The sequence below is a fragment of the Pseudomonas sp. MWU318 genome (assembly GCF_016756945.1).
Classification (GTDB): domain Bacteria; phylum Pseudomonadota; class Gammaproteobacteria; order Pseudomonadales; family Pseudomonadaceae; genus Aquipseudomonas; species Aquipseudomonas putida_A.
The window spans coordinates 29,516-51,342 of the sequence record NZ_JAESJL010000008.1 but is presented as its reverse complement, the minus strand read 5'-3'; the positions used below and the strand labels follow the sequence as shown (position 1 = coordinate 51,342).

16 protein-coding genes and 1 pseudogene are annotated in these 21,827 nt (G+C 55.8%); 7 read left to right on the top strand and 10 right to left on the bottom strand.

From position 1 onward, the window contains the following. Positions 1-138: 138 nt before the first annotated feature. The 6 genes from JN524_RS18805 to JN524_RS18780 all read left to right on the top strand — a co-directional run bounded on the left by JN524_RS18805 (position 139) and on the right by JN524_RS18780 (position 5,583). The gene (locus JN524_RS18805) at positions 139-792 is read left to right on the top strand and encodes an ABC transporter ATP-binding protein (RefSeq protein WP_202370308.1); all 654 of its coding nucleotides are present in this window, start codon (positions 139-141) and stop codon (positions 790-792) included. Next, positions 789-3,260 (top strand): FtsX-like permease family protein, encoded by a 2,472-nt coding sequence (locus JN524_RS18800; protein ID WP_202370307.1) that lies wholly within the window; start codon positions 789-791, stop codon positions 3,258-3,260. The genes JN524_RS18805 and JN524_RS18800 overlap by 4 nt, the downstream gene beginning before the upstream one ends. Further along, entirely contained in the window at positions 3,250-4,320 is a 1,071-nt protein-coding gene (locus JN524_RS18795; RefSeq protein WP_202370306.1) for a lipocalin-like domain-containing protein, read from the top strand. The genes JN524_RS18800 and JN524_RS18795 overlap by 11 nt, the downstream gene beginning before the upstream one ends. Positions 4,321-4,476: 156 nt before the next feature. Continuing rightward, entirely contained in the window at positions 4,477-4,719 is a 243-nt protein-coding gene (locus JN524_RS18790) for a hypothetical protein (protein ID WP_097088770.1), read from the top strand. Between the two features lie 11 nt (positions 4,720-4,730). Continuing rightward, positions 4,731-4,913 carry a hypothetical protein gene (locus tag JN524_RS18785; protein ID WP_202370305.1) on the top strand — a complete coding sequence of 61 codons (183 nt, stop codon included), beginning with the start codon at positions 4,731-4,733 and terminating at the stop codon, positions 4,911-4,913. A gap of 85 nt (positions 4,914-4,998) precedes the next feature. Further along, positions 4,999-5,583: a hypothetical protein gene (locus JN524_RS18780; RefSeq protein WP_202370304.1), complete on the top strand. Its 585-nt coding sequence runs from the start codon at positions 4,999-5,001 to the stop codon at positions 5,581-5,583. A gap of 329 nt (positions 5,584-5,912) precedes the next feature. Here JN524_RS18780 and JN524_RS18775 read toward each other — a convergent pair whose 3' ends face one another. Beyond that, positions 5,913-6,719, bottom strand: a complete 807-nt coding sequence (locus tag JN524_RS18775) for a glycosyltransferase family 2 protein (RefSeq protein ID WP_202370303.1) — start codon at positions 6,717-6,719, stop codon at positions 5,913-5,915. A gap of 205 nt (positions 6,720-6,924) precedes the next feature. Between JN524_RS18775 and JN524_RS18770 the strand changes: the two genes are divergently transcribed. Beyond that, on the top strand, positions 6,925-7,737 hold the full coding sequence (locus JN524_RS18770; protein ID WP_202370302.1) for a VanW family protein: 813 nt from the start codon (positions 6,925-6,927) through the stop codon (positions 7,735-7,737). A 38-nt stretch (positions 7,738-7,775) separates the two neighbouring features. Here the strand turns inward: JN524_RS18770 and JN524_RS18765 are convergent, their stop codons facing one another. The 9 genes and pseudogenes from JN524_RS18765 to tssI form a co-directional block, all read right to left on the bottom strand. Further along, positions 7,776-8,273: a hypothetical protein gene (locus tag JN524_RS18765; protein ID WP_202370301.1), complete on the bottom strand. Its 498-nt coding sequence runs from the start codon at positions 8,271-8,273 to the stop codon at positions 7,776-7,778. Beyond that, complete coding sequence (locus JN524_RS18760; protein ID WP_202370300.1) at positions 8,266-8,658, bottom strand: Imm50 family immunity protein; 393 nt, start codon at positions 8,656-8,658, stop codon at positions 8,266-8,268. Before JN524_RS18760 ends, JN524_RS18765 begins: the two co-directional genes overlap by 8 nt. 958 nt (positions 8,659-9,616) lie before the next feature. Next, the gene (locus JN524_RS18755; RefSeq protein ID WP_202370299.1) at positions 9,617-9,928 is read right to left on the bottom strand and encodes a hypothetical protein; all 312 of its coding nucleotides are present in this window, start codon (positions 9,926-9,928) and stop codon (positions 9,617-9,619) included. 321 nt (positions 9,929-10,249) lie between these two features. Beyond that, positions 10,250-10,636 (bottom strand): hypothetical protein, encoded by a 387-nt coding sequence (locus tag JN524_RS18750; protein WP_202370298.1) that lies wholly within the window; start codon positions 10,634-10,636, stop codon positions 10,250-10,252. 401 nt (positions 10,637-11,037) lie between these two features. Next, a pseudogene (locus JN524_RS18745) lies at positions 11,038-13,432 on the bottom strand (RHS repeat-associated core domain-containing protein); the annotation flags it as partial. Positions 13,433-13,659: 227 nt separating this feature from the next. Next, on the bottom strand, positions 13,660-14,067 hold the full coding sequence (locus JN524_RS18740; protein ID WP_202370297.1) for a hypothetical protein: 408 nt from the start codon (positions 14,065-14,067) through the stop codon (positions 13,660-13,662). Continuing rightward, on the bottom strand, positions 14,064-18,980 hold the full coding sequence (locus tag JN524_RS18735; RefSeq protein ID WP_237403119.1) for an RHS repeat-associated core domain-containing protein: 4,917 nt from the start codon (positions 18,978-18,980) through the stop codon (positions 14,064-14,066). Before JN524_RS18735 ends, JN524_RS18740 begins: the two co-directional genes overlap by 4 nt. Further along, on the bottom strand, positions 18,977-19,717 hold the full coding sequence (locus JN524_RS18730) for a DUF4123 domain-containing protein (RefSeq protein ID WP_202370296.1): 741 nt from the start codon (positions 19,715-19,717) through the stop codon (positions 18,977-18,979). Before JN524_RS18730 ends, JN524_RS18735 begins: the two co-directional genes overlap by 4 nt. Continuing rightward, positions 19,707-21,749, bottom strand: coding sequence for a type VI secretion system Vgr family protein (gene tssI / locus JN524_RS18725; protein WP_202370295.1), 2,043 nt, complete (start codon positions 21,747-21,749; stop codon positions 19,707-19,709). The genes JN524_RS18730 and tssI overlap by 11 nt, the downstream gene beginning before the upstream one ends. Between the last annotated feature and the right edge of the window lie 78 nt (positions 21,750-21,827).

Genomic DNA, 21,827 nt, shown 5'->3' with positions numbered 1-21,827 from the left:
GGGTGTATTCAGTATTTGTGGACAACCTCAATCCCTGTGGGAGCTGGCTTGCCAGCGATGGGGCCAGTGCAAACACCACTGATCTGCTGAGGCCGGTATCCGCTATCCTTGCCCCACACTGACCCAACGGATGGCGGCATGCTTCAGGTTCAAGGCGTGTTCAAAAGTTACCTCACCCCCCAAGGCCCGCTCCCGGTGCTGCAAGGCGTCGACCTAACGCTCGAAGCCGGCAGCAGTCTGGCGCTGATGGGCGAATCCGGCAGCGGCAAAAGCACCTTGCTGCACCTGATTGCCGGCCTCGACAAGGTTGATCGCGGCAGCATCCACAGCGGCGAGCATCGGCTGGAGCAGATGAACGAAGCGCAACTGGCCGACTGGCGCCGCACGGAAATCGGTCTGGTGTTCCAGCAGTTCAACCTGATCGGCAGCCTGCGGGTCGAGGACAATCTGGCGTTCCAGGCGCGCCTGGCCGGGCGCCATGAGCCGCGCTGGCAAGCGCATCTGGTGCAGCGTCTGGGGCTGGGCGAGTTGCTCAAGCGTTATCCCGAACAACTGTCGGGCGGCCAGCAGCAGCGGGTCGCGCTGGCCCGGGCCTTGGCGTCGCGGCCGAAACTGCTGCTGGCCGACGAACCCACCGGCAGCCTCGACGAAGCCACCAGCGACGAAGTGCTGCGCCTGTTGCTGGAACTGCTCGACGACACGCCGACCACGCTGCTGATGGTCACGCACAGCCCACGCGTGGCGGCGCGACTGGTGCAGCGGGTGGTGTTGTCCAGCGGCCGTCTGACGTGAACGTATTCTGGCAAACCCTGCGTGCGTTGCTCAGCCACTGGCGGCGGCATCCGGTGCAGTTCTTCAGTGTGCTGACCGGGTTGTGGCTGGCGACCAGTCTGCTGACCGGGGTCGAGGCACTGAACAGTCAGGCCCGCGACAGTTACGCCCGGGCCAGTCAGATGATCGGCGGCGAACCCCAGGCCAGTCTGGCCACACCGAGCGGTGCGACGTTCACCGAGCAGTGGTTCATCGATCTGCGCCGCGCAGGCTGGCCGGTGTCGCCGCTGCTGCAGGGCCGTTTGGTTCTCAAGGATCACCCGGATCAGCGCCTGCAACTGATGGGCATCGAACCGGTGTCGCTGCCGACGGACGCTGCGGTGGCCGGGCAGGCGATGCCGATCGAGCGCATCGTCGCGTTCTTCTCGCCGCCGGGCAGCACGTGGATTTCACCGGAAACCCTGCACGCCTTGGGCCTGACCGAAGGCGCCACGCCGCAAACCGCCAGCGGCCAGACGCTGCCGCCGCTGCACGCGCAAAAGGACATGGCGCCTGGCGTGTTGCTGGTCGACATCGGCGTCGCGCAAACCCTGCTCGATCAGCCCGGACAACTGTCACGCCTGTTATTGCCCAAGGATTTTCATGCCGAACTGCCGGCCGCGTTCAATGGTCGGTTGCAGCTTAAAAGCAGCGCCGAGGAAAACAATCTTTCGCGCCTGACCGAGAGCTTTCACCTCAACCTCGACGCCTTGGGCTTTCTCTCGTTTCTGGTCGGACTGTTCATCGTGCACGCGGCCATCGGTCTGGCGCTGGAGCAGCGTCGTGGCCTGCTGCGCACCTTGCGTGCCTGTGGGGTCAGTGCACGGATGCTGATCGGCAGTCTGATCGTCGAACTGGGTGTGCTGGCGCTGGTTGGCGGCGTGTTCGGGGTCATCAGTGGTTACTGGCTGGCGAGCGTGTTGCTGCCGGATGTCGCCGCCAGTCTGCGCGGTCTGTATGGCGCGGAAGTGGCGGGGCAGTTGCGCCTGAGTCCGTGGTGGTGGTTCAGCGGTATCGGTTTGAGCCTGTTCGGCGCGTTGCTGGCCGGTGCCAACAGTCTGCTGCGGGCGGTACGCTTGCCGCTGTTGGCGGTGGCGGATCCGCAGGCCTGGCATCAGCAACATGCGCGCTGGTTGCGCCGTCAGGGTTGGCTGGCGGCGGTGCTGGGACTGATCGCGCTGCTGGCGCTGGTCTGGGGCGACAGTCTGAGCAGTGGTTTTGTGTTGATGGCCGGGTTGCTGCTCGGCGCTGCGCTGGCGTTGCCGGTGGTGCTCAGCGCAGTGCTTACTCCTTTGCTCGGGCGCAGTCGTTCGGTGCTCGGTCAGTGGTTTCTCGCCGATTGCCGCCAGCAACTGCCGGCACTCAGCCTGGCGCTGATGGCGTTGCTGCTGGCGCTGTCGGCCAATATCGGCGCCGGCAGCATGACCGCCGGTTTTCGCCAGACCTTCGACGACTGGCTCGAACAACGCCTCAGTGCCGAGCTGTACCTCAACCCGGTCAATCCGGCGCAATCGCGCGAGATGTACACCTGGCTCAAACAACAGCCGAACGTCAGGGCGGTGCTGCCCAACTGGCAAGTCGCGGTCACCCTGCAAGGCTGGCCGGCGGATGTCTTCGGGGTGATCGATCATCCTTATTACCGGCAGCACTGGCCGTTGCTCGAGGCGATTGCCGGAGATCCGTGGGCGCATCTGGCGAACGACGATTCAGTGATGCTCAGCGAACAACTGGCACGACGGCTGAAGGTGCGGGCGGGGGATCATTTGAACGTGCCGACACCGGGCGGGGCGTGGTCACCGCGGATCGTCGGGATCTACGCCGACTACGGCAATCCCAAGGGGCACGTGTTGGTCAACAGCAATCATTTGCTGCGGTTGTGGCCGTCACTGACGCCGAACCGTTTCAACCTGCGCATCGCGCCGCCCGATATCCCGCCGTTTTTGTCTGCGCTGCAAACGCGCTTTCAGCTCGACGACAGCCGCATCGTCGATCAGGCGAGGCTCAAGGTTTGGTCGGTGCAGGTTTTCGAGCGCACTTTTGCCGCCACTGCCGCGCTCAACAGCCTGACTTTGGCGGTGGCCGGTGTGGCGCTGTTCATCAGCCTGCTGACCCAGAGCCAGAGCCGCCTCGGGCAATTGGCGCCGCTGTGGGCCTTGGGCGTGACGCGCCGCCAGTTGATGCTGCTTAACCTCGGCCAGACCTGGCTGCTGGCGGTGCTGACGCTGGTGCTGGCGTTGCCGCTGGGGATCGCGCTGGCGTGGTGTCTGGACGCGGTGATCAATGTGCAGGCATTCGGCTGGCGTTTGCCGTTGCGGGTTTTCCCGCTGCAACTGCTGCAGTTGCTCGGGCTGGCGTTGCTGGCGACTCTGTTGGCCTCGGCGTGGCCGCTGTATTCGTTGTACCGCACGCAACCGGCGGATCTGCTGAGGACGTTTGCTCATGAGGATTAACCGGGTTGCGCTGCTGTTCGCGCTGCTGCTGTTGGGCAGTTGCGATCAGCCTGTGCCTGAGCAAAGGGGCTTCGCCGGGCTTGGCGATCAGGCTGCGCAGTTCACCGCTGTGGTGCCGGGGCGGGTATTCAGCTTTCCGGCGGATCACGGCGCGCATGACGGTTTTCGTATCGAGTGGTGGTACGTCACCGCCAATCTCAAGGACCGGCAGGGCCACGATTTCGGTGTGCAGTGGACGCTGTTTCGCAGTGCGTTAAAGCCTGCGGCAGAGCAGCCGGGCTGGGGCAATCAGACGATCTGGCTCGGGCATGCCGCGGTGACGTCGGCCACCGCGCACCATGCCGCCGAGCGCTATGCCCGGGGCGGAGTGGGGCAGGCCGGGGTGAACGTGGCGCCATTCGAGGCGTGGATCGATGATTGGCGTTTCGCCAGTCAGGCGCAGGATCCGCTGACCGATCTGCAACTCAGCGCCAGCGACAAAGTCTTCAGCTATCAACTGCACCTCACCTCCAGTCGGCCGCTGGTGTTGCAGGGTGACAAGGGTTTCAGCCGCAAATCCGAACAGGGCCAGGCCTCGTACTACTACAGTCAGCCGTTCTTTCAGGCCAGCGGCACCCTGCAAATCGACGGCCAGACCTACACCGTCAGCGGCCCGGCGTGGCTGGATCGTGAATGGAGCAGCCAGCCACTGGCAGCCAATCAGACCGGGTGGGACTGGTTTTCCCTGCACCTGGACAGTGGTGAGTCGCTGATGCTGTTTCGCACCCGGCAAACCGATGGCGCGCCGTATCTGACCGGCACCTGGATCAACGCCGACGGCCAGACCGAAACCCTGAGGGGCGAGCAGATCAAACTCACGCCTCAGGACACCGCCAAAGTCGCCGGACGCAAGATACCGGTGCGCTGGTCGATCAGCATTCCCGACAAACACCTCGACATCAGCCTCGACGCACTCAATCCCAATGCCTGGATGAACCTGCGCATCCCTTACTGGGAAGGGCCGGTGCGGATCAGCGGCAGCCATGGCGGGCGCGGCTATCTGGAAATGACCGGGTACTGACCGCTGATTGCCATTCATGTAGGAGCTGCCGCAGGCTGCGATCTTTTGACTTTGATCTTTAAAAAGATCGCAGCCTGCGGCAGCTCCTACAGGGATTGGGTTGAACTCCGTTTCGTCGCGCAGCCTCTACAACGTAATACCCGCGGAGGATTGACCATGAGCGACGACCTGCAACCCCCAGACCTCACCACCTGGCAGCGCCTGTTCGACGATCAGACCTACTGGCAGCAATCCCCCGACGCTCATTATTTCGACCTGCAACGCATTGCCGACGATCTGCTCGGCCAGGGCGCGATCGATCTGGAGCAGTGGCAGATCCTGCGCGCCAAGGCCGATGACCTGCACAAGGATTCGCCTGCCGTGAACGTTACCAATGAACTGGATGACCCTGACGCCTGAGGAGAACCACCATGAAACCCGTATCCCCCAGCGAACACCCCGACGAACCCCGGCCACCGGGAGAAACCGAGCGCGACAACGACGCCCTGCGCCCGACTGACCCCAAGCAACGCAAGGACAGCGGCAAGGGCACCACCAGTGGCGAAACCACCGCGCAGGAGACCGCCGCGGCAGAAACGAAAGCCAAGCCCTGAACAGCGACTATGCTCAGTGGCACATTCGGCGCCAATCACACGTTGGCGCCGGTTGCTGCCATTCATTACAGGGAAAGTACCGCTTATGAAGCTCCACGCTCTGGCCAAGGCCATCACCCTCGCAACCGTCCTGTCCGCCACCAGCTTCGGCGTAATGGCGGCCGATATACCGCTGTCTGCCACCGTCGAGGCCGATCAAGTCACCACCAAAGTGCTGGCCGTCGATGCGGCCAACCATCAGGTGGTGCTGGAAGGCGCCGAAGGTCGTCAAGTTCACGTTCAGCTCAGCGACAAGGCGAAAAACCTCGCCAATCTTCAGGTCGGCGATCTGGTAAAAGTCGAAGTACAACGCTCGGTGGCGGCTTACCTCGATACCGATGTAGAAAAAGGCCTGCCTGGCACCGTCGAGCGTAGCGGCGAGCTGCGCAAGGCGCCGGGCAGCGAAAACCCGGGCGGCGAGGCTTACCGGCAGATTCAGGTGCAACTGAAAATCACCAAAATTGATTTGAAGAATAATCAGGTGACCCTGGAAAACCCTCAAGGTAAGTCGAAAATCCTCGATGTCAAAAAGCCTGAAATTCAGGCCAAGCTGAAAGATCTGAAAGTCGGGCAGAGCGTAGTTGTCACTTATACCGATGTATTAAAAGTGACCAGTCAGCATGAAAGCTGAGTATTAACTCTACAAGATGGTTGTTCTTGTACAGATTATTGTATGAGAACAATCATCTGAAATGAGCTGAGCCGTGCTTTGAAAGTTTCACGAAAGGATTTCGTCGATAAATATCTATTAACTTCTTCGTACATAAAATTTACCTTTGTGTATGACGACATATCCGCCAACTTCTATTAAAATCCTTCCCGTTCGCCCAGTGTCAGGGCTCTTTACCGGTGCATGGATTGCCAGGCCATTACACTGGGCGAACACCTCTTCGGAGCGGATGTATACAATTTCAGATAAAAAAAGGGCGACTTTGCAGTCGCCCTTTTTTGTGTTCGCAATTATGCCGACACCTGCCCCGCAAAGCGTTTGAGGGTGGCTTCATACATCTTGGTGCGGCGGTGGTTTTTGCCGTACGTGCCGGCGGCGGCGACGGTTCCTGCCTGGATGTGATCCAGATAGCGGAAAATCTTGCGTGGTGACAGCAGCTTGATGCCATAGCCCAGACCGACCATTCGATCCTGCAGGGTATAACCGGGCACTCGGTCATCCATGCAAAAGTGCAGTCCCTGGGACTTCATCAACTTGGCGTTCCACAAGGTGCAAAAACTCTTGAGGTGAGTTTCCCGATAAGGTTTCGGCTCTTTACTGCGCAAACCCAACGCAGTTTTCGCCCGGCGAATATAGTGTTTGCAAAACCGCGAAGTTAGTCGCCAGGTGTCTCTGACAATCCCACGATTGATTTGCTCGACACACCCGACTGCGGCGATGTCCGCAGACTTTGTACACTCACGCAGCATCATCGCGAAGACTTCCTTGTCGTAGACAAAGGTGTCGGTGTGCAGCAGAAACAGATAGTCGGTTTCAACTTTTTCCAGCGCCAGATCCAGCGCCTTGCCATGCGCAATATGTCCCGCTTCTTTGCCGGGGGAGGGACGTTCGATCAGATTGATCCAGTCCAGCGAGCGCAAGTAATCCAGGCTGGCATCCGCCGAATCATTGTCCACCACCCAAACCGGAATGCGCTGCGCCTGAACATGCTGGCGCAACAACTCCAGGCACATCCGGGTGATGTCCGGGGTTTTGTAATTTACCAATACAAGACTGAAATTCGGCTGCGTAACGGCTGGCAAATCAAACTGGCTCATTCGGGAAGCTCATCCGCGGTTGATCGGCGACAGGTGTCTCTCGGGCCGGGATGCTAGCGACGCAAGCTTAGTTGAAGCTTAATTCGGCGTTCAGCAAACACGTCAAAGTGTGTCGAGCCAAGACACCTCGCGCGCGACGTACGCTAAACTGCGCACCCCTTTTGCACGCTTGAAGGAACAAACGGCGCCCGCCGTAGACTCACGGATGAAACCACTTTCCCTCTACCACCCGGCCCTGTACTGGCTGCGCGTGTGGCAAAAAAGACTGTTCCGCCAGATCGCCTGGCACTGCTCCAGCAAACGCTACGCACGCCTTGTGGCCGGCGCTGACCGTCTGCCATTCCGCTACCTCAAACACACCTCGAAACTCATCCGCAAATTGGGCAACTCCGACCTCGCCCTGCAACACAACAAAGTCATCAACCTCAAACTCGCCGTCGCCGCCATCGACGGCCTCATCATCGCCCCCGGCGAACACTTCTCCTTCTGCCGCCTCGTCGGCCGCCCAACCCGCAAACGCGGCTACGTCGAAGGCATGGAACTGTCCTTCGGCGAAGCACGCAGCGGTATCGGCGGCGGAATCTGCCAACTGAGCAACCTGATCCACTGGATGGCGATCCACTCACCGCTGATAGTCGTTGAACGCTCCAACCACAGCTTCGACCCATTCCCGGACGAAGGCCGAGTACTGCCATTCGGTTCCGGCGCGGCGATTTTCTACAACTACGTTGACCTGGTACTGCACAACCCGACGGATCGGAGTTTTCAGTTGAGTTTGAATGTGGGGGACACGCAGCTGGAGGGCGAGTTGTTGTGCGATCAGGTGCGGGAGTATCGGTATCACGTGTTTCAGGAAGGGCACCGGTTTGTACGGGAGGGAGAGCGGGTGTATCGGGAGAATGAGATTTGGCGGGAAGTGCGGGAGAAGGGGCAGGTGGGGGAGTTGGTGGAGCGGGTGAGGTTGTATCGGAATCGGGTGGTGGTTAAGTATGAGGTGATGGACGAGTTGATCGGGTAGGGCGCACAAATAGCTACGATGATATTGGCGCCCACTGATCAGTTTCTGAAATAGAGTTCATCCAGTTGGCGTTTGCGTATGGATAGATACTCTTCCCATACCTTGGGGAAATCTTCATCTTTGGTCAGCGGGAAGGTCAGATAGATGTACCTTCCAACCACACTGATGTATTGCCTCACACGCTTGAAGGCGGGTTGTTCGTAAGCTGCCACGCTTTCGTCATAGGCGTCATGGTAGTGATGGATGCTCACTCGGTGCGGGGCGATCATGCACCGCGAAAAATCGATGACCCAGCAGCTATCAACGGCTGTGCTCAAATAACCGTAGATACCATCGCTGGATAGACGAATGCACGAATTAGCCTGGGTGCCGTCGTCATCGTTGACCAATATGACCTTGTCCGAAAAGTATTTGATATTTCTGCCGTCAGATCCTTCCAGGAGCAAGCTCCAGCCTTCGGCTCCCATGCGGAACTCACCGTTGTTTTCGAAGGTGGCGGTCCAGTTGTTGGCGAGTGTGATTTGATGTTTATTCATGGGTGCTCATGTAAACCGAAGGGCCGCAAAGTAATGGGTATTTTGTTTTGAACTCCAATAGAGAGTTTTCATTTTCTGCACGGATTAAAAAATACTCGTCAATTTTCTCTATTTTGATAGTGAGGCTCTCTTGAGTAGGTATGTTTTTTAAGAATAATTCCTTGACTCCGTTGCAGCTCAAGCCAATGCGGCAAGTGTTGAATCCCATCTTTATCCATTTTTCAGGTGCGGAGTCGGGGATTTCTGGGATATCGAATTCGAAGGTTATGTTAGGTCTGTTGTTGTCGATTGTTATTTGGAATAACTTTATCGTGCTAATTTTAATAGGTTTGGTGAACACTCTATTGAATAAGGTGTTGCCATCATGTTCATTCCAGGTTTTCATTTTTTTTCCTTGAAGGGGTAGTGTTCATTGGTGCCGGGGACCTTTCCGGTCCTAGTGTCATCGAAGGCAAAAGAGGCAAAAGGTAACAGATTTATTTTGATTACTTTTTTGGGCTGCCTACACAAAAAATCTGTGCCCTTTATTCGTTTTTCTATCGTGTCGGTGGTCGCTGATATTAATGCGATATTTTTATGGGATTAGCAGAGTTTTTAGACTTTGAATTCTTTAAATGTCTATCATCAGCTGTGCCGAAGTCGTGATCTGCATGCTTTTTCAAAGCTGTTCAAGATTAAGAGTGCATCCCTTGAGCTTTAATCGTTTGATTTCCTCATCGGAAGTGTACTTTGGAAGATCTTTGTTTTTTAAATCGTACTGTTGCCTAAGCAAACGAAATAGTTTTCCTATATTTTTCTTGCTTCTCTCGCCAAGACTTTCGATTAAGTCGTGACTATTGCTTGATAAAAAGGCTATTTTATTTTTAAGTGTGTAGTAGGCGCTTATATTGGAGAATAATACTTCGGCATCTGAATAATCTTCCTTAAAATATTTTGCGTAATCTTCAAATATCGATGTGAGTAAATTTTGTGCGGCTTTCTAATTCTTTAAAACGCTGCACATTTCCTGCCAGTTGCTGATAAAAAAATGGTCTCCCCAGTCGGAGTCTCGAGCAAAATATTGTCCATTTCCTTTAAAGAAATCAGATATTTCGTGAAGGACTAAAGCAGTTTCAAAAGTGGTCTTCATTGAAGCTTTTCCCAGTCATCGAATTTTTTCAATGAAAAAAGGGGCGGATTTATTTTCTGAAAAGAGGGCTGGCCAAGGGGAGTCTTTCAACCTCTATTGATTAGAAAGGGCAGGCTGGAAAATAAAATCATCCCCTTTTGCCGAGATTTATTTTTTAATTTTTTTGGTTTTAAGTGTTTAATTGAATTTTTTCTTAGTTTTTCTAGTGTTATATCTAGATTAAGCTCTTCCACCTGTTTTTGTGTAGCGCACCAAGAAATGATAAAAACTTAAATGGCAATGTGACGTGGCTATCCATAAATTCAAAAGCAATTCCATCTTCCAGGTATTCAGGGATGTTTTCTGGATCTTCGTCCGTGCTTATATATATCCCAGACATTTCTATGCCAAAGCCATGCGATTTAATTAGGCTTTCTAAAGCTTTTGGCAAAAAACTAGAGTTGTGTAAAGATGATGACTCCAGTAAGTCTAGTAGGCAATTGTTGACTATGTCGCGTTGCTTTTCTGAAAGCTGTTCTATGGTCATCAGCTATTTCATCGGTGGGTGAAAGTTTGTGACGGTTGTTAGTGTTTCATCTAGGTAGATCCTAAATGTTATACCGTCGTGAGATGCGCTATACACTCGATTACCACTAGCTCGCGCCTGCTTGGTGGGAAAGGGGACGGATTTATTTTATGAAAAGAGGCTTTACAAAAGGAATGTTTTCAATCTCTATTGATTAAAAAGGGGCGGGCTGCAAAATAAATATTTCCTCTTTAATTGGTTCGCTTTAATCACGTTAACCTAGAGTAGGGATTCAAAGGGTGGGTAATATTAGATGAAAGCTTTTGGTGTTTTTCCGCTTGCTCATATGTTGGTTGGGTGGATGGAGATTTCTTTTGCAATAATATCTACGAATATGGGCAGGATAATTTTTTTTTGCTCAATAGAAATTAATATTATCGCATCCCCAATTCTTAATACACCGCAACCGTCGTCCTCAATAGCGATTAACTCTCCTGTGATGTATGTGAATCCTAGATCGAAGGATATGGAAGGTGCGTTTTTTGTGGAGGGAATCAAGTTTTCACCCCAAATGAACTCATCATCTATATTAATTTCGACATCAAGTTTTTGATTTGCTTTAGGGGGTGAGCCTGTAAATACTGACAAGCTTTTTCCATAGGGTGTTGAATACTCGACAAGTATTTTATTGTTCGTGCTTTTAACTATGCTTGCTATCGTAATATTCATTTATTTTGTTCCTAGTGGTACTCGTATTACGGTGTTGTCGACGTTCATTACATTGTTTATTAGATCTAGTGTCCACGTCTCTTCATGATAATGATGCTTGTTCGGTTTGCTACTCATTTCGTGGTGGCCATACCGAATACTTCTCTTGCCGTCGGCAGACACAATTCTATCGTTGTCTGGTAATCCAGTCCTAGGATGAATATTTGTATACGGCCCCTCACCTAGGAAATCTTCCCATCGTTTTACAGCGTCTTGTGGTTTTACTGGTTTACTTCCATAAACCTCATTGTGATATCCCTGACCAATAGGTGGTGGTTCTGGGGGCGCGGAAGGTCCTGCGTCTTTGACTGAATTCCCCGAAGTAGACCCAGGGGTTGCTTGCGGTAGTTTCTTATCCGCATCAGGGCAGTTACCGCTCAAGCCCAACGGATCTACCCATCCCGTAGGATTAGGCACGTACTGGTAGTTGTTCAACCCACCCGCAAGCTTGATTGGATCCGGCGTCAAAAACCGTCCAGTGCCCGGATTGTAGTAGCGGTGCCGGTTGTAATGTAACCCCGTCTCGGCGTCGAAATACTGACCCTGGAAGCGCAGCGGGTTATCGATTTCGCTGACGTCCAGCGCAGCGAGGTTACCGTAGGCGCGGTACTTCGCGGACCACATGATCTCACCGCTGTAATCAGTGAGTTCCTGCGGTGTGCCGAGGTGGTCGAGTTGGTAGTAAAACGGCGTGGCCCTGCGCGGGCCTTCGCCATCGAGCATCGCTAATGGACGGAAGCTGCCCGGTTCATAGATGTAGCTGCGGTAACGGTCGTCGGCGCTTTCAGCGATCAGTCGTTCGCCTTGCCACAGAAACTCGGTGGTCTGGCCATCGACGGTTTTCTCGATACGGCGGCCGAAAACGTCGTATTTGTAGGACGCGGTGCTCCCACCCGGCAGGCTTACGCCGATTAGGCGATGTTGGCAGTCGTAGCGGTATTCGGTAACGAGTTTCTGGCCGGTGCCGCGACGTTCGCGGATCAAGTTGCCATAGGCGTCATAGTCGTAATGACGGTCGCCCTGCATCAGCAGACGGTTGCCTTTGACGTTGGCGAGGTTGGCCGTGCCTTCGTTGTTCTGACCGAGCAGGTTGCCCGCCGGGTCGTGGGCGAAGCTCTCCGGTGTAGCGCCGCGCACGCTGATGAGTCGGTCGAGCGGGTCATAGTGATAGCTGCGATTGCCTTTGCGGCTGTCGTCGATGCCGGCGAGGTTGCCGTTGGCGTCGTAGTTGTAGCGACGCTGGAACAGGTTTTTATCACGCTGGCCGACGGTGTGTGCTTGCAGGCGGCCTTGTTCGTCGTATTGGTATTGGCTGAGCAGCAGGCCTTGTTGACGCTGTTGTTCGCGACCGGCGCTGAACTGGTGAGCGGTGAGACGTGAGCCGTTGAGGTCGATGCTGCTCAGGCGTCCGCCGGAGAGGTGGCGATAGTCGAGTTTGCTGCCATCCGGGAGGCGGCAGTGGCTAAGCTGGCCAACGCTGTCGTACTCGTAGCGCAGGGTGCCCCAGCCTTGGTGTTCCTCGATGAGGCGGTCTTGCAGGTCGTACTTGTAGGCGAGCGGCCAGTGGCCGTCGTCAACGTTTACGAGGCGACCGAGGGCGTCGTAGCTGTAGTGAATTTCTTCGCCGTCGGGCAGGGTTTTGACTAGCAAACGGCCAGCGGCATCGCGTTGATACTCGGTAACGAGTTCGCTGCCGTCATCACCGAATTCGGTTTTCTTCAGCAACTGGCCGTTGAGGTCGTATTCGTAGGCGGTGCGGCGACCGTCGAAGCCGGTTTCCTGCTGGATCAGGCCGTTCGAGTAGTAATCGAGTTGGTAATGTTCGCCGCGCTCGTTTTCGATGTCAGTGAGCAACAGACGCGAGTTGTCGTAGCGGTAGCGCAGTTGGCTGCCGTCCGGATTGATGCGGCGGCTGACCAGGTGCAGGTTGTCGGCGTATTCATAGCGAGTGATGCGGCCGAGTTCGTCACGTTCGGCGGTGACGTTGCCATAGGCGTTGTAGGTGAAGGCACGTGATGCGCCGCCCGGCAGCGTGACTTGTGCCAGGCGGTTGGCCGCATCCCATTGGTAGTGGGTGATGGCGCCGGATTCTTCCTGGCGGGTAATCTGCCGACCCAGTGCGTCGTAGCGATACTTGCGTTGACCGCCGTCCGGCAGGCGTTCTTCCAGTAACTGTCCGAGGTTGTTCCAGCCGAGTTGATGGCGGCTGCCGTCGGGGTGGCGGATCTCCAGCAGGCGACCCTGGGCGTCGTAGCTGTATAGCGTGGCATTGCCGTCCGGGTCGATTTGCTGGGTGATGTCGCCCTGACGGTTGCGTTGGTACTTCCAACTGGCTTTGCCGCGATGAACATCGCTGACGAAACCATTGATGTATTCATACGTGGTCGCTTCGTCTTCCGGCGGGATGACGGCAGTCATCAGTCCGTTGTCGTCGTACCGGTATTCGGTGACGGCACCCAAAGGATCCTTTTCCGCGATCAACTGACCCTTGTCGTTGTACGCCTTGAGGTGTTCGGCGCCGTCCGGGTCGATCTTGCTGATCAGTCGCGCCTGGTCGTCGTGGGTGTAGACCTCTTCGCTGCCATCGGCATTGGTTACCGTTACGCTGCTTTTATCGTCCCAGGCGTAATGCGCTTCCATCTGCGAGAAATTGGCCCAGTGACGGATGCAACGAGACAGTTTGCCTTCGTTCTCCCACTCCCAGTAGAAGGCCGCGCCGCCTGCCAGTTGGCGCTCCAGAATCACGTGCTGATCGTTTGCTAGCCCGTGCCGCTCGCGGATCGGGTTGCCGTAGGCGTCGCGGTCGTAGTAGCGGTCGCCCTGCATCAGCAGGGATTTGCATTGAGCTAATACTAAGGAATCACTGACTAGACTTATTTTGACTCGCCTAGTGTTCGAGCAATATCTGCTTTATGCCAAGCGCAGTCATGGAGTATCAAGAGGAGCGTCAGCAGGTACACGATTTGTCGATATTATTGCGTTCTTCAGTTCAAAGCAGCTGCCTTTTTTTCAACTAGACCAGCTCCCATTACCAGCATTTCAGGCAAGCTTTTTCTATCTTCGTCTGATGCAGCGCCAATATGAATATCGCCTTTCCATAGCTCCCCAGCTACCACTCTAAGATCTAGGTCTGTCTGGGTGGTTCTTAAATCCTCATGCCCGACGTAGTGCCAGCGTTTTTTTTGAATAGGTACTTTTGATGTATAAAGCAGAAGGTCAAATCTGTCAGGCAATTCGTCGGGAAGTCTTTGCTCAGTAATCAGTTTTTTATATATTCCAAGCAAAATCGTGTCTTTGTATCGTTCTGATACATACAGAACCTTAGCTGGTGTAAAACCTCTTTCTACAGGGATCAATACGATGTCACCAACTGTCGTTTTCTTGAGCTTCACAGTCCGAGCCTCTTCAAAGTTTCATTAAATAACTGATCGGTCCCCGACTGCTCATAAAGTGGTGCATTCGGGTTCTCCGGGCGATAGGAGCGAATTTCGTTTTGTAGTGGAGTATGACGGTTCTGAGTTCTAGCACCACCAAAGAAATCCATGATCCGTTGCTCGAGTCCTTTCGCTTGAGCCTTACTCAGATTGTTTTCCCATAGGATTTGACCTATAAGCTCGTCCTTTCCTTCGGTGTCTGCATGCTTGGCGATCCTGGTAGGGGCATCACCTCGGCCAACATATTTTACGTTTCCTGCTTCGTCTTTCAAAACATATAGACCTTGTCCGTTAACCTTGTCATAAGACGCCCCTGTACCCCCAACTCCAGAGGGCATAGGAGGATTTGGTTCGCCTTGATTAACATGAGCATTACTCGCAGGATCTTCCACACCCACAGGAGGTGAGCAGGTTTCACCGCCCGGGCATTCACCGTTAAGTCCCAACGGATCCACCCACCCCGTAGGATTTGGCACGTACTGGTAGTTATTCAATCCACCCGCAAGCTTGATCGGATCCGGCGTCAAAAACCGTCCAGTGCCCGGATTGTAGTAGCGGTGCCGGTTGTAATGTAACCCCGTCTCGGTATCGAAATACTGACCCTGAAAGCGCAGAGGGTTGTCGATTTCTGCGACGTCCAGGGTTGCCAGATTGCCATATGCACGGTATTTCGCCGACCACATAATTTCGCCGCTGTAGTCGGTGAGTTCTTGAGGTGTGCCGAGGTGGTCGAGTTGGTAATAGAACGGCGTAGCCTTAAGGGGGCCTTCACCATCGAGCATCGCCAGTGGCCGGAAGCTGCCTGGTTCGTAAATGTAGGTGCGATAGCGATTCTCAGCGCTTTCGGCGATCAGGCGTTCACCTTGCCAGAGAAACTCTGTGGTTTGGCCATCAACGGTCTTCTCAATGCGGCGGCCAAAAGCGTCGTACTTGTAGCTTGCGGTGCTGCCACCGGGAAGGGTGACGCCGATCAAGCGATGCTGGCAGTCATAGCGGTATTCGGTGACCAGTTGCTGTCCGGCCCCACGACGTTCGCGGCTCAGATTACCGTAGGCGTCGTATTCGTAATGTCGGTCGCCTTGCATAAGCAGGCGATTACCTTTGACGTTGGCGAGGTTCGCAGACGGCAGATCGTTTTGACCGAGCAAGTTGCCTGCCGGGTCATGAGCGAATGTTTCGGGTGTAGCGCCGCGAACGCTGACCAGACGATCCAGTGGGTCGTAGTGGTAACTGCGGTTTCCTTTGCGACTGTCATCAATGCCGGCCAGGTTACCGTTGGCGTCGTAGGCGTAGCGGCGCTGGAACAGATTGCGCTCTTGCTGACCTACTGTGTGTGCTTGAAGCCTTCCCTGTTCATCGTATTGATATTGGCTAAGCAATACGCCTTGTTGGCGCTGCTGCTCGCGGCCAGCGTCGAACTGGTGCGTAGTCAGGCGCGAACCATTGAGGTCGATGCTGCTCAGCCGACCACCGGAGAGGTGGCGATAATCGAGTGTACTGCCATCAGGGAGTCGGCATTGGTTCAGTTGGCCAATGCTGTCGTACTCGTAACGCGTGGTGCCCCAACCTTGGTGCTCAGTGATCAGACGATCTTGTACGTCGTACTCATAGGCGAGGGGCCAGTGGCCGTCGTCGACGTTTACCAGGCGACCCAAAGCATCGTAGCTGTAATGGATTTCTTCGCCATCAGCGAGGGTTTTGACCAGCAAGCGGCCAGAGGTATCGCGCTGATACCCGGTCACCAGCTCACTACCGTCGTCACCAAACTCGGTTTTCTTCAACAGTTTGCCGTTGAGGTCGTACTCATAGGCGGTACGGCGCCCGTCGAAACCGGTTTCCTGCTGAATCAGCCCATTTGAGTAGTAATCGAGTTGATAGTGTTCGCCGCGTTCGTTTTCGATGTCGGTGAGCAGCAGGCGCGCGTTGTCGTAACGGTAGCGCAGTTGGCTACCGTCCGGATTGATACGACGGCTGACCAGATGAAGGTCGTCGGCGTATTCATAGCGAGTGATGCGCCCCAGTTCGTCGCGTTCTGCAGTGACGCGGCCGTATGGGTTGTAAGTGAACGCACGGGTAGCGCCGCCCGGCAGCGTGATTTGTGCCAGTCGATTGGCGGCATCCCATTGGTAATGGGTGATTGCTCCGGTTTCTGCCTGGCGGGTGATTTGTCTGCCGAGCGCATCGTAGCGGTACTTGCGCTGGCCGCCGTCCGGCAGGCACTCCTCCAGCAATTGGCCGAGGTTGTTCCAGACCAGTTGGTGGCGGCTGCCGTCGGGATGGCGGATCTCCAACAGGCGTCCTTGGCGATCATAGGTGTAGTGCGTCGAGTTGCCGTCCGGGTCGATTTGTTCAGTGATATCGCCCTGGTCGTTACGCCAGTAGATCCATTTGGCTGTACCACGATTCACCACACGGACAACGCCCTTGTAGTACTCGTAGGTGGTCGGCGCGTCTTCTGGCGGGATCACCGCGATCAAACGGCCGGCTTCGTTGTACTGATACTCCGTGACTGCCCCCATTGGGTCTTTTTCGGCGATCAGTCGGCCTTTGTCGTCATAGGCTTTTAAGTGCTCGGCACCATCCGGATCAACTTTGGCGACGAGTCGCGCCTTGTCATCGTGGGTATAAACCTCTTCGCTGCCATCGGCGTTGGTAACGGTGACGCTGCCTTTGTCATCCCACGCATAGCGCGCATCCATCTGAGAGAAGCTGGCCCAGTGATGGATGCAACGTGCGGACTTGCCTTCCTTTTCCCACTCCCAATAGAAGCTTGCGCCCCCGGCGAGTTGTCGCTCAAGGATGACGTTTTGCTCGTTGTAGGCATAACGCTCGGACTCTCCGAGAGCGTTTGTGGCTTTCACCAACCGATGATGAATATCGTATTCATAGGTGGTCAGCGTCTGAACGGTGTTCCAGGCGTCTTCGAGATTGTCCGCCGGTAGGAATTGCTGATAGTCGATGGCAACAATGTGCTTTCGGTCGTACCGGACAAGCAATGCACGACCAGCACCGTTATCCACGCGCTTGATTCGACCATGGATGTCACGGGTGATATGCAGGCGGTTGTCGTAGTTGTCGCTGATAGCGATCAGCGTTGCGCCTTTACTGTTGAAGCGGAAGTGATAGAACAGCGGCTTTTCGCCGGCCTGAGTCAGTACCAGCTCGGACGGATCGTCGCCAAGGAAGATGGCTGCTTCTGAAAGGCTATTGGTGATTGCCGGACGCTGTACGCTGGGCAGGGGAAATGTGGTGACCCGGTTTTCGTGATCGGTCCACACCACCTCGTCGCCATTGATGTCCACCCTTTGAGCGAGAGCGTGACTCCAGCCATAGCCTAGACCGCAGTCGATTTCAGCCGCGCTGGTTCGGTAGAGTCGAGTCCAACTGAATGGCAGCAGGCCACCGAGTTCACCGTCGGTAATGGTTAGCAGCTCTTCACCGGTGACCATCGAGACCGGGCAGCCGTTGGTGCAGGTCTTCTTCGCGCAAGTGGCGCTTTTGTCATCGGGTGTCTTGGACTGATCAGGAACGTCGTCGACTTTTTCTTTAGGTTGCAGAGTGGACTGGTTCTTTTTCTTGTCCCTAGGGAACGAAGAGGCGTCTTTGACTTCCTGTTTCGGAGTATCTGCAGTTTTAGGCAGTTGTTTTTTGGGCGGCAGCCCCTCTACATGGCTTTTGGGTTCAGCTTTCCGTGAGCCAGCTTTCGGCGCTTCGGTGGTGGCTTCATCGATTTTCAGCGCTGCGGTTTTGGCGGGCTTCATCGGCACATTCTTAGCGCTGGCGATGATGGGCTTCGACACTTCCGCGTGGGCGGGCAGGGCGTGTTTGTTGCTGAGTGTCATCAAAGTAGACGCAAGGTCTTCAAGGTACTTGACCGCTTCTCCCGATTTGACGGTGGACAGGACTTTGGTGCCCGCTCTCACGGCCAGTCCGGCGCCACCGGTCAGGCAGATGCCCACCAGTACGTTGATCAGGAATTCCGAGGCGATGGCAGTCATCACGTCGACAACCACCTGCGGCGGTAGCATGCCGACCCACGCCACAATAGCCGAGACGTAGACGAACATCAGCGGCTCGTCGCTTAGGATCAGCAACCCTGAAGCGATGGACTCTTTCGACGCAGCATAGAGCTTGTCGATTTCGATGTCCGAGAGATATTTTTTGAGTTTCGCGTAGTTTTTTTGCGGATTAGCGAGCAGCTCGAACAGGCTTTTGATGTCGTCCCACAGACGAAGCAGAGCTTTCTCAAAACCATCCAGTGCCCGTTTGAGCAAAATGACCGAACGCCCGGCACGGTCTGCCGCCGAGTAGCTGGCCCATTGCGGCTGAAACTTGCTCGACCATTCGCTTTGCAGCCAGCTGTCAAGTTTGCCGATAACGCCTTGATAGGAGTCATAGAGCGCTTTGACGTCGTTCTGCGAGACATTGGGAAAGAATGTGATGCGATAGGTCTGACCCTTCTTGCAGCCTTCAACCACCTTGATGCCGCTTGGACCGATCATGGTTTCGATAACCGGTCCGGTAACGTCGTCGTAGAAGGTGCCCTTGGTCACAGGCTCGAGTTTCACCGGAGTATTGCCGATAGGGACAAATCGCGCAGACTCAAACATATGGATCAGTGTGAAATCACCCACCAGTGGGCAGGTCGCATAGGTTTCCACGGCGCCGGTTTTAGTCTTGCGCTTAGTCACGCTGACTTCATTGCCGACCTTGAAAGTCTGGTCGACATCTAGCGCCCAGCCTGTCCAGAAACCGTCAGCCCAGTCCTTGTAATCGCTCAGGCAGTTTTTGAAGTCTTTGAGAATCAGGCTCACGTCAGGTGTTTTGGCATCCAGCACGCGCAGGACCAATGTACCAATCGGGGTATTCATGACGTGACTTCCTTTGTCAGCTCAGCGGCAAGACGCTCTGCCATTTCTTCTGTATTTGGGTTTTGGCGTACGAAGCGCTCGACCTTTCTACGCAGGTTGGCTTCGGGGAATTCGAAGTACAACTCCGGACAATCCTCTGATAGCCACTGCATCAGGTTCTCGACGACAGTGGTGTGATCCTTTTTAGCGAGGGCATCCAATAGCGTTTGGGGAATCTCCCACCAGGGCCACTCTTTTGCGGGAGGTACCGCTCTTCGGCCGACTTCGAGAGTCTGTCCGTTAATCAGGTAACGTTGGAACACGGGCAGCAACTCACCTGCGGTAGCACCTAAACCTTCGATGATCGGATGAAAATGTCGACCATCCCAGAACCTGAAAAACACTTCAGTAGCGTCCGGCATTTTTACCTGAGTCAGGCTGCGCAAATGCTCCAGCACCGTTTCCGGCGCGCAGGTAGATACCGCTAGCCAACCCCAATCCAAGGCATCGGTTTCAGTAATCCATTGCAGAAAACTGGCATTGGGGCTGATCTCGGCGAGATACGGCATTACGGGAAGCCAATCGGCGTAAGGCGTTCCACTCCAAATAGGCTGCAGTTGTGGTGCGGCATCTTGCTGATAGAAGGGCTTGAGCGGCTCGGCATCGCTCGCTGCGCTGACGATCAGGTACAGGCGCTCGCCAGTCTGCAGCGGCTGTTGCGCCAGCCAATCCTTGGGTGTCAGTCGATCAGATGGCACAGGCACCTGCCTTGCATTTTTCGCATTCTTCGCAGAACGGCGCGTTACGTTTGAGGGTGTTGATCTGGGCCGGTGTCAGGACCTGACCGGCCTTGTCGGCGTCGGCCTGTTTCAGCACGCCGGGCATCAGCGGGGCGGCGCCGGTGCCGCTGCCGGGGCTGCCGCCGGAGTTCATGTTGATCACCGGGCCGCTCATGGTCACGCCGCCGGCGTCGATCTTGATGAAGCTGCCGCCGCCGACCAGGGTCAGCTCGGCGCCGGCCTCCATCACCACTTTCATGCCGCTGCTGAGGTGGATTTCCTGGCCGGCGTCGATGAACTGGCCGGTGCCGATCTTGATGTGCTGGTTCACGCCAACGGTCAGGTGGTCGTTGGCGCGGGCTTCGACTTTGCGGTCGGCGTAGACAGTGTGGTGTTCTTCGGCCTTGAATTCGGTGTAGCTGTTTTGCTCGACGGTGTCGTGGCGTTCGTTGCCGACGCGGATCTTCTGGTCGTGCTCGATGTTCTCGTCCCAGTCGCGCTGGGCGTGCAGGTAGATCTGCTCCTGACCTTTCTTGTCTTCGATGCGTAGTTCGTTGTAGCCGCCACCGCCCATGGAACTCAGGGTCTTGAAGGTGCTGCGGGTCTTGTTTGCCGGCAGCTCATACGGGACGGTGTTTTCTTTGTGGTACAGGCAGCCGCTGATCAGCGGTTGATCGGGGTCGCCTTCAAGGAAGGTCACCAGCACTTCCATGCCGATGCGCGGGATGGCGATGCCGCCGTACTGGGCGCCGGCCCAGGCGCTGGAGACGCGCAGCCAGCAACTGGTCTTGTCGTCGGCCTGGCCTTCGCGGTCCCAGTGGAACTGGACTTTGACCCGGCCGTACTCGTCGCAGTGAATCTCTTCACCTTTGGGGCCGGTAACCACGGCGCTCTGGCTGCCGAGGATGCGCGGTTTAGGGTGGCGCAGCGGTGGACGGTTCGGCACGTCCCATGGGGTCGCCTGAAAGCGGTTGCGATAGCCCTGATGGAAATCGTCTTTGAGGGCAGTGGTGTCGCTGGTCACCGACTCTTCCAGCACTTGCGGCTGCTTGCCTTCGTGCAGGACTTCGGTCAGCAGCCACAGGTCATTCCATTTGGCTTTCGGGTGCTCGGTCAGGGCGAGGAAATGACCGCTGACCAGAAGTGGCTGATCACTCTTGCCTTCGGCGAGCTGGAAGTCGCTGCGGTGACGTTCGAGGGCGCGTTTGGCCAGGTGCTTGCCGCGCTCGCGGTCGATGAAGCGGCCCGGGTAGTCGTAGTCTTCGAGATCGGGCAGGGCGTCGCCGCGGTTTTCGCTTTCCAGCGTCAGGCGTGGTTTTTCGAAGTCGTAGTCACGGCGGGTGGTGCGGCTGGTGCGGGTTTCCAGGCGCAGGTCGAAGCGCTTGATCACCGGGTTGCTGGCGACCATGCCGGAGTCTTGCTGGTAGGCCACAGGCTGAAGTTTCGGGAACACTGTCTGGTCATCGCCGAACACCAGCTTGTGCGCCGTGGCACTGTGCTGGAAGTGGTAGTGAATACCTTCTTCCTCGCACAGGCGCTGGATGAAATGCAGGTCCGATTCATCGTATTGCACGCAGTAGATGCGCTCGGGATAGAAGGAACCGGTCTTGAATTCGTAGGCGTTGCTTTGAATGCCGTGCTCTTCGAGAACCATGCCGATGATTTTCGGCACTGTGAGGTTCTGGAAGATGCGTTGGTTGACGCGATGCGCCAGGTACGACAGTTGCGGGCGCAGGGTTACCGAATAACGGGTCAGGCGCTTGCCCGAGTCACCTTGCGCGGCGCGGTAGATCTGGCCGTGGATGCCGCTGCCATCGGGCGACAGCTGCAGAAAGGCCGGTTTGTGCAGCAGGGTTTCGAGGTCCAGCGACGGCTGCTCACTGACCAGCTCCACCTCAAAGACAAAAGGTTGGCTGATGGCTTCCCGGCCGGTCAGGGTAAACACCTGAAAATCGGCGGAGAGCCCTTCGATGGTCAGGGCAAAGTGGGTTTCATTGGCCGGCGCGAACATCCCTTGTTCCTCGTGCTGTACAGCGGCGTTCGTCGACAACCGCAAGGCGGTTCAACGCACGCGAAATTCTGGAGGGGC

Coding starts and splice junctions, on each gene's coding strand:
- JN524_RS18750 (WP_202370298.1), bottom strand. CDS start 10,636: ATGAATATTACGATAGCAAGCATAGTTAAAAGCACGAACAATAAAATA.
- JN524_RS18785 (WP_202370305.1), top strand. CDS start 4,731: ATGAAACCCGTATCCCCCAGCGAACACCCCGACGAACCCCGGCCACCG.
- JN524_RS18765 (WP_202370301.1), bottom strand. CDS start 8,273: ATGAATAAACATCAAATCACACTCGCCAACAACTGGACCGCCACCTTC.
- JN524_RS18735 (WP_237403119.1), bottom strand. CDS start 18,980: ATGAATACCCCGATTGGTACATTGGTCCTGCGCGTGCTGGATGCCAAA.
- JN524_RS18805 (WP_202370308.1), top strand. CDS start 139: ATGCTTCAGGTTCAAGGCGTGTTCAAAAGTTACCTCACCCCCCAAGGC.
- JN524_RS18795 (WP_202370306.1), top strand. CDS start 3,250: ATGAGGATTAACCGGGTTGCGCTGCTGTTCGCGCTGCTGCTGTTGGGC.
- JN524_RS18775 (WP_202370303.1), bottom strand. CDS start 6,719: ATGAGCCAGTTTGATTTGCCAGCCGTTACGCAGCCGAATTTCAGTCTT.
- JN524_RS18780 (WP_202370304.1), top strand. CDS start 4,999: ATGAAGCTCCACGCTCTGGCCAAGGCCATCACCCTCGCAACCGTCCTG.
- JN524_RS18755 (WP_202370299.1), bottom strand. CDS start 9,928: ATGACCATAGAACAGCTTTCAGAAAAGCAACGCGACATAGTCAACAAT.
- JN524_RS18760 (WP_202370300.1), bottom strand. CDS start 8,658: ATGAAAACCTGGAATGAACATGATGGCAACACCTTATTCAATAGAGTG.
- JN524_RS18770 (WP_202370302.1), top strand. CDS start 6,925: ATGAAACCACTTTCCCTCTACCACCCGGCCCTGTACTGGCTGCGCGTG.
- JN524_RS18790 (WP_097088770.1), top strand. CDS start 4,477: ATGAGCGACGACCTGCAACCCCCAGACCTCACCACCTGGCAGCGCCTG.
- tssI (WP_202370295.1), bottom strand. CDS start 21,749: ATGTTCGCGCCGGCCAATGAAACCCACTTTGCCCTGACCATCGAAGGG.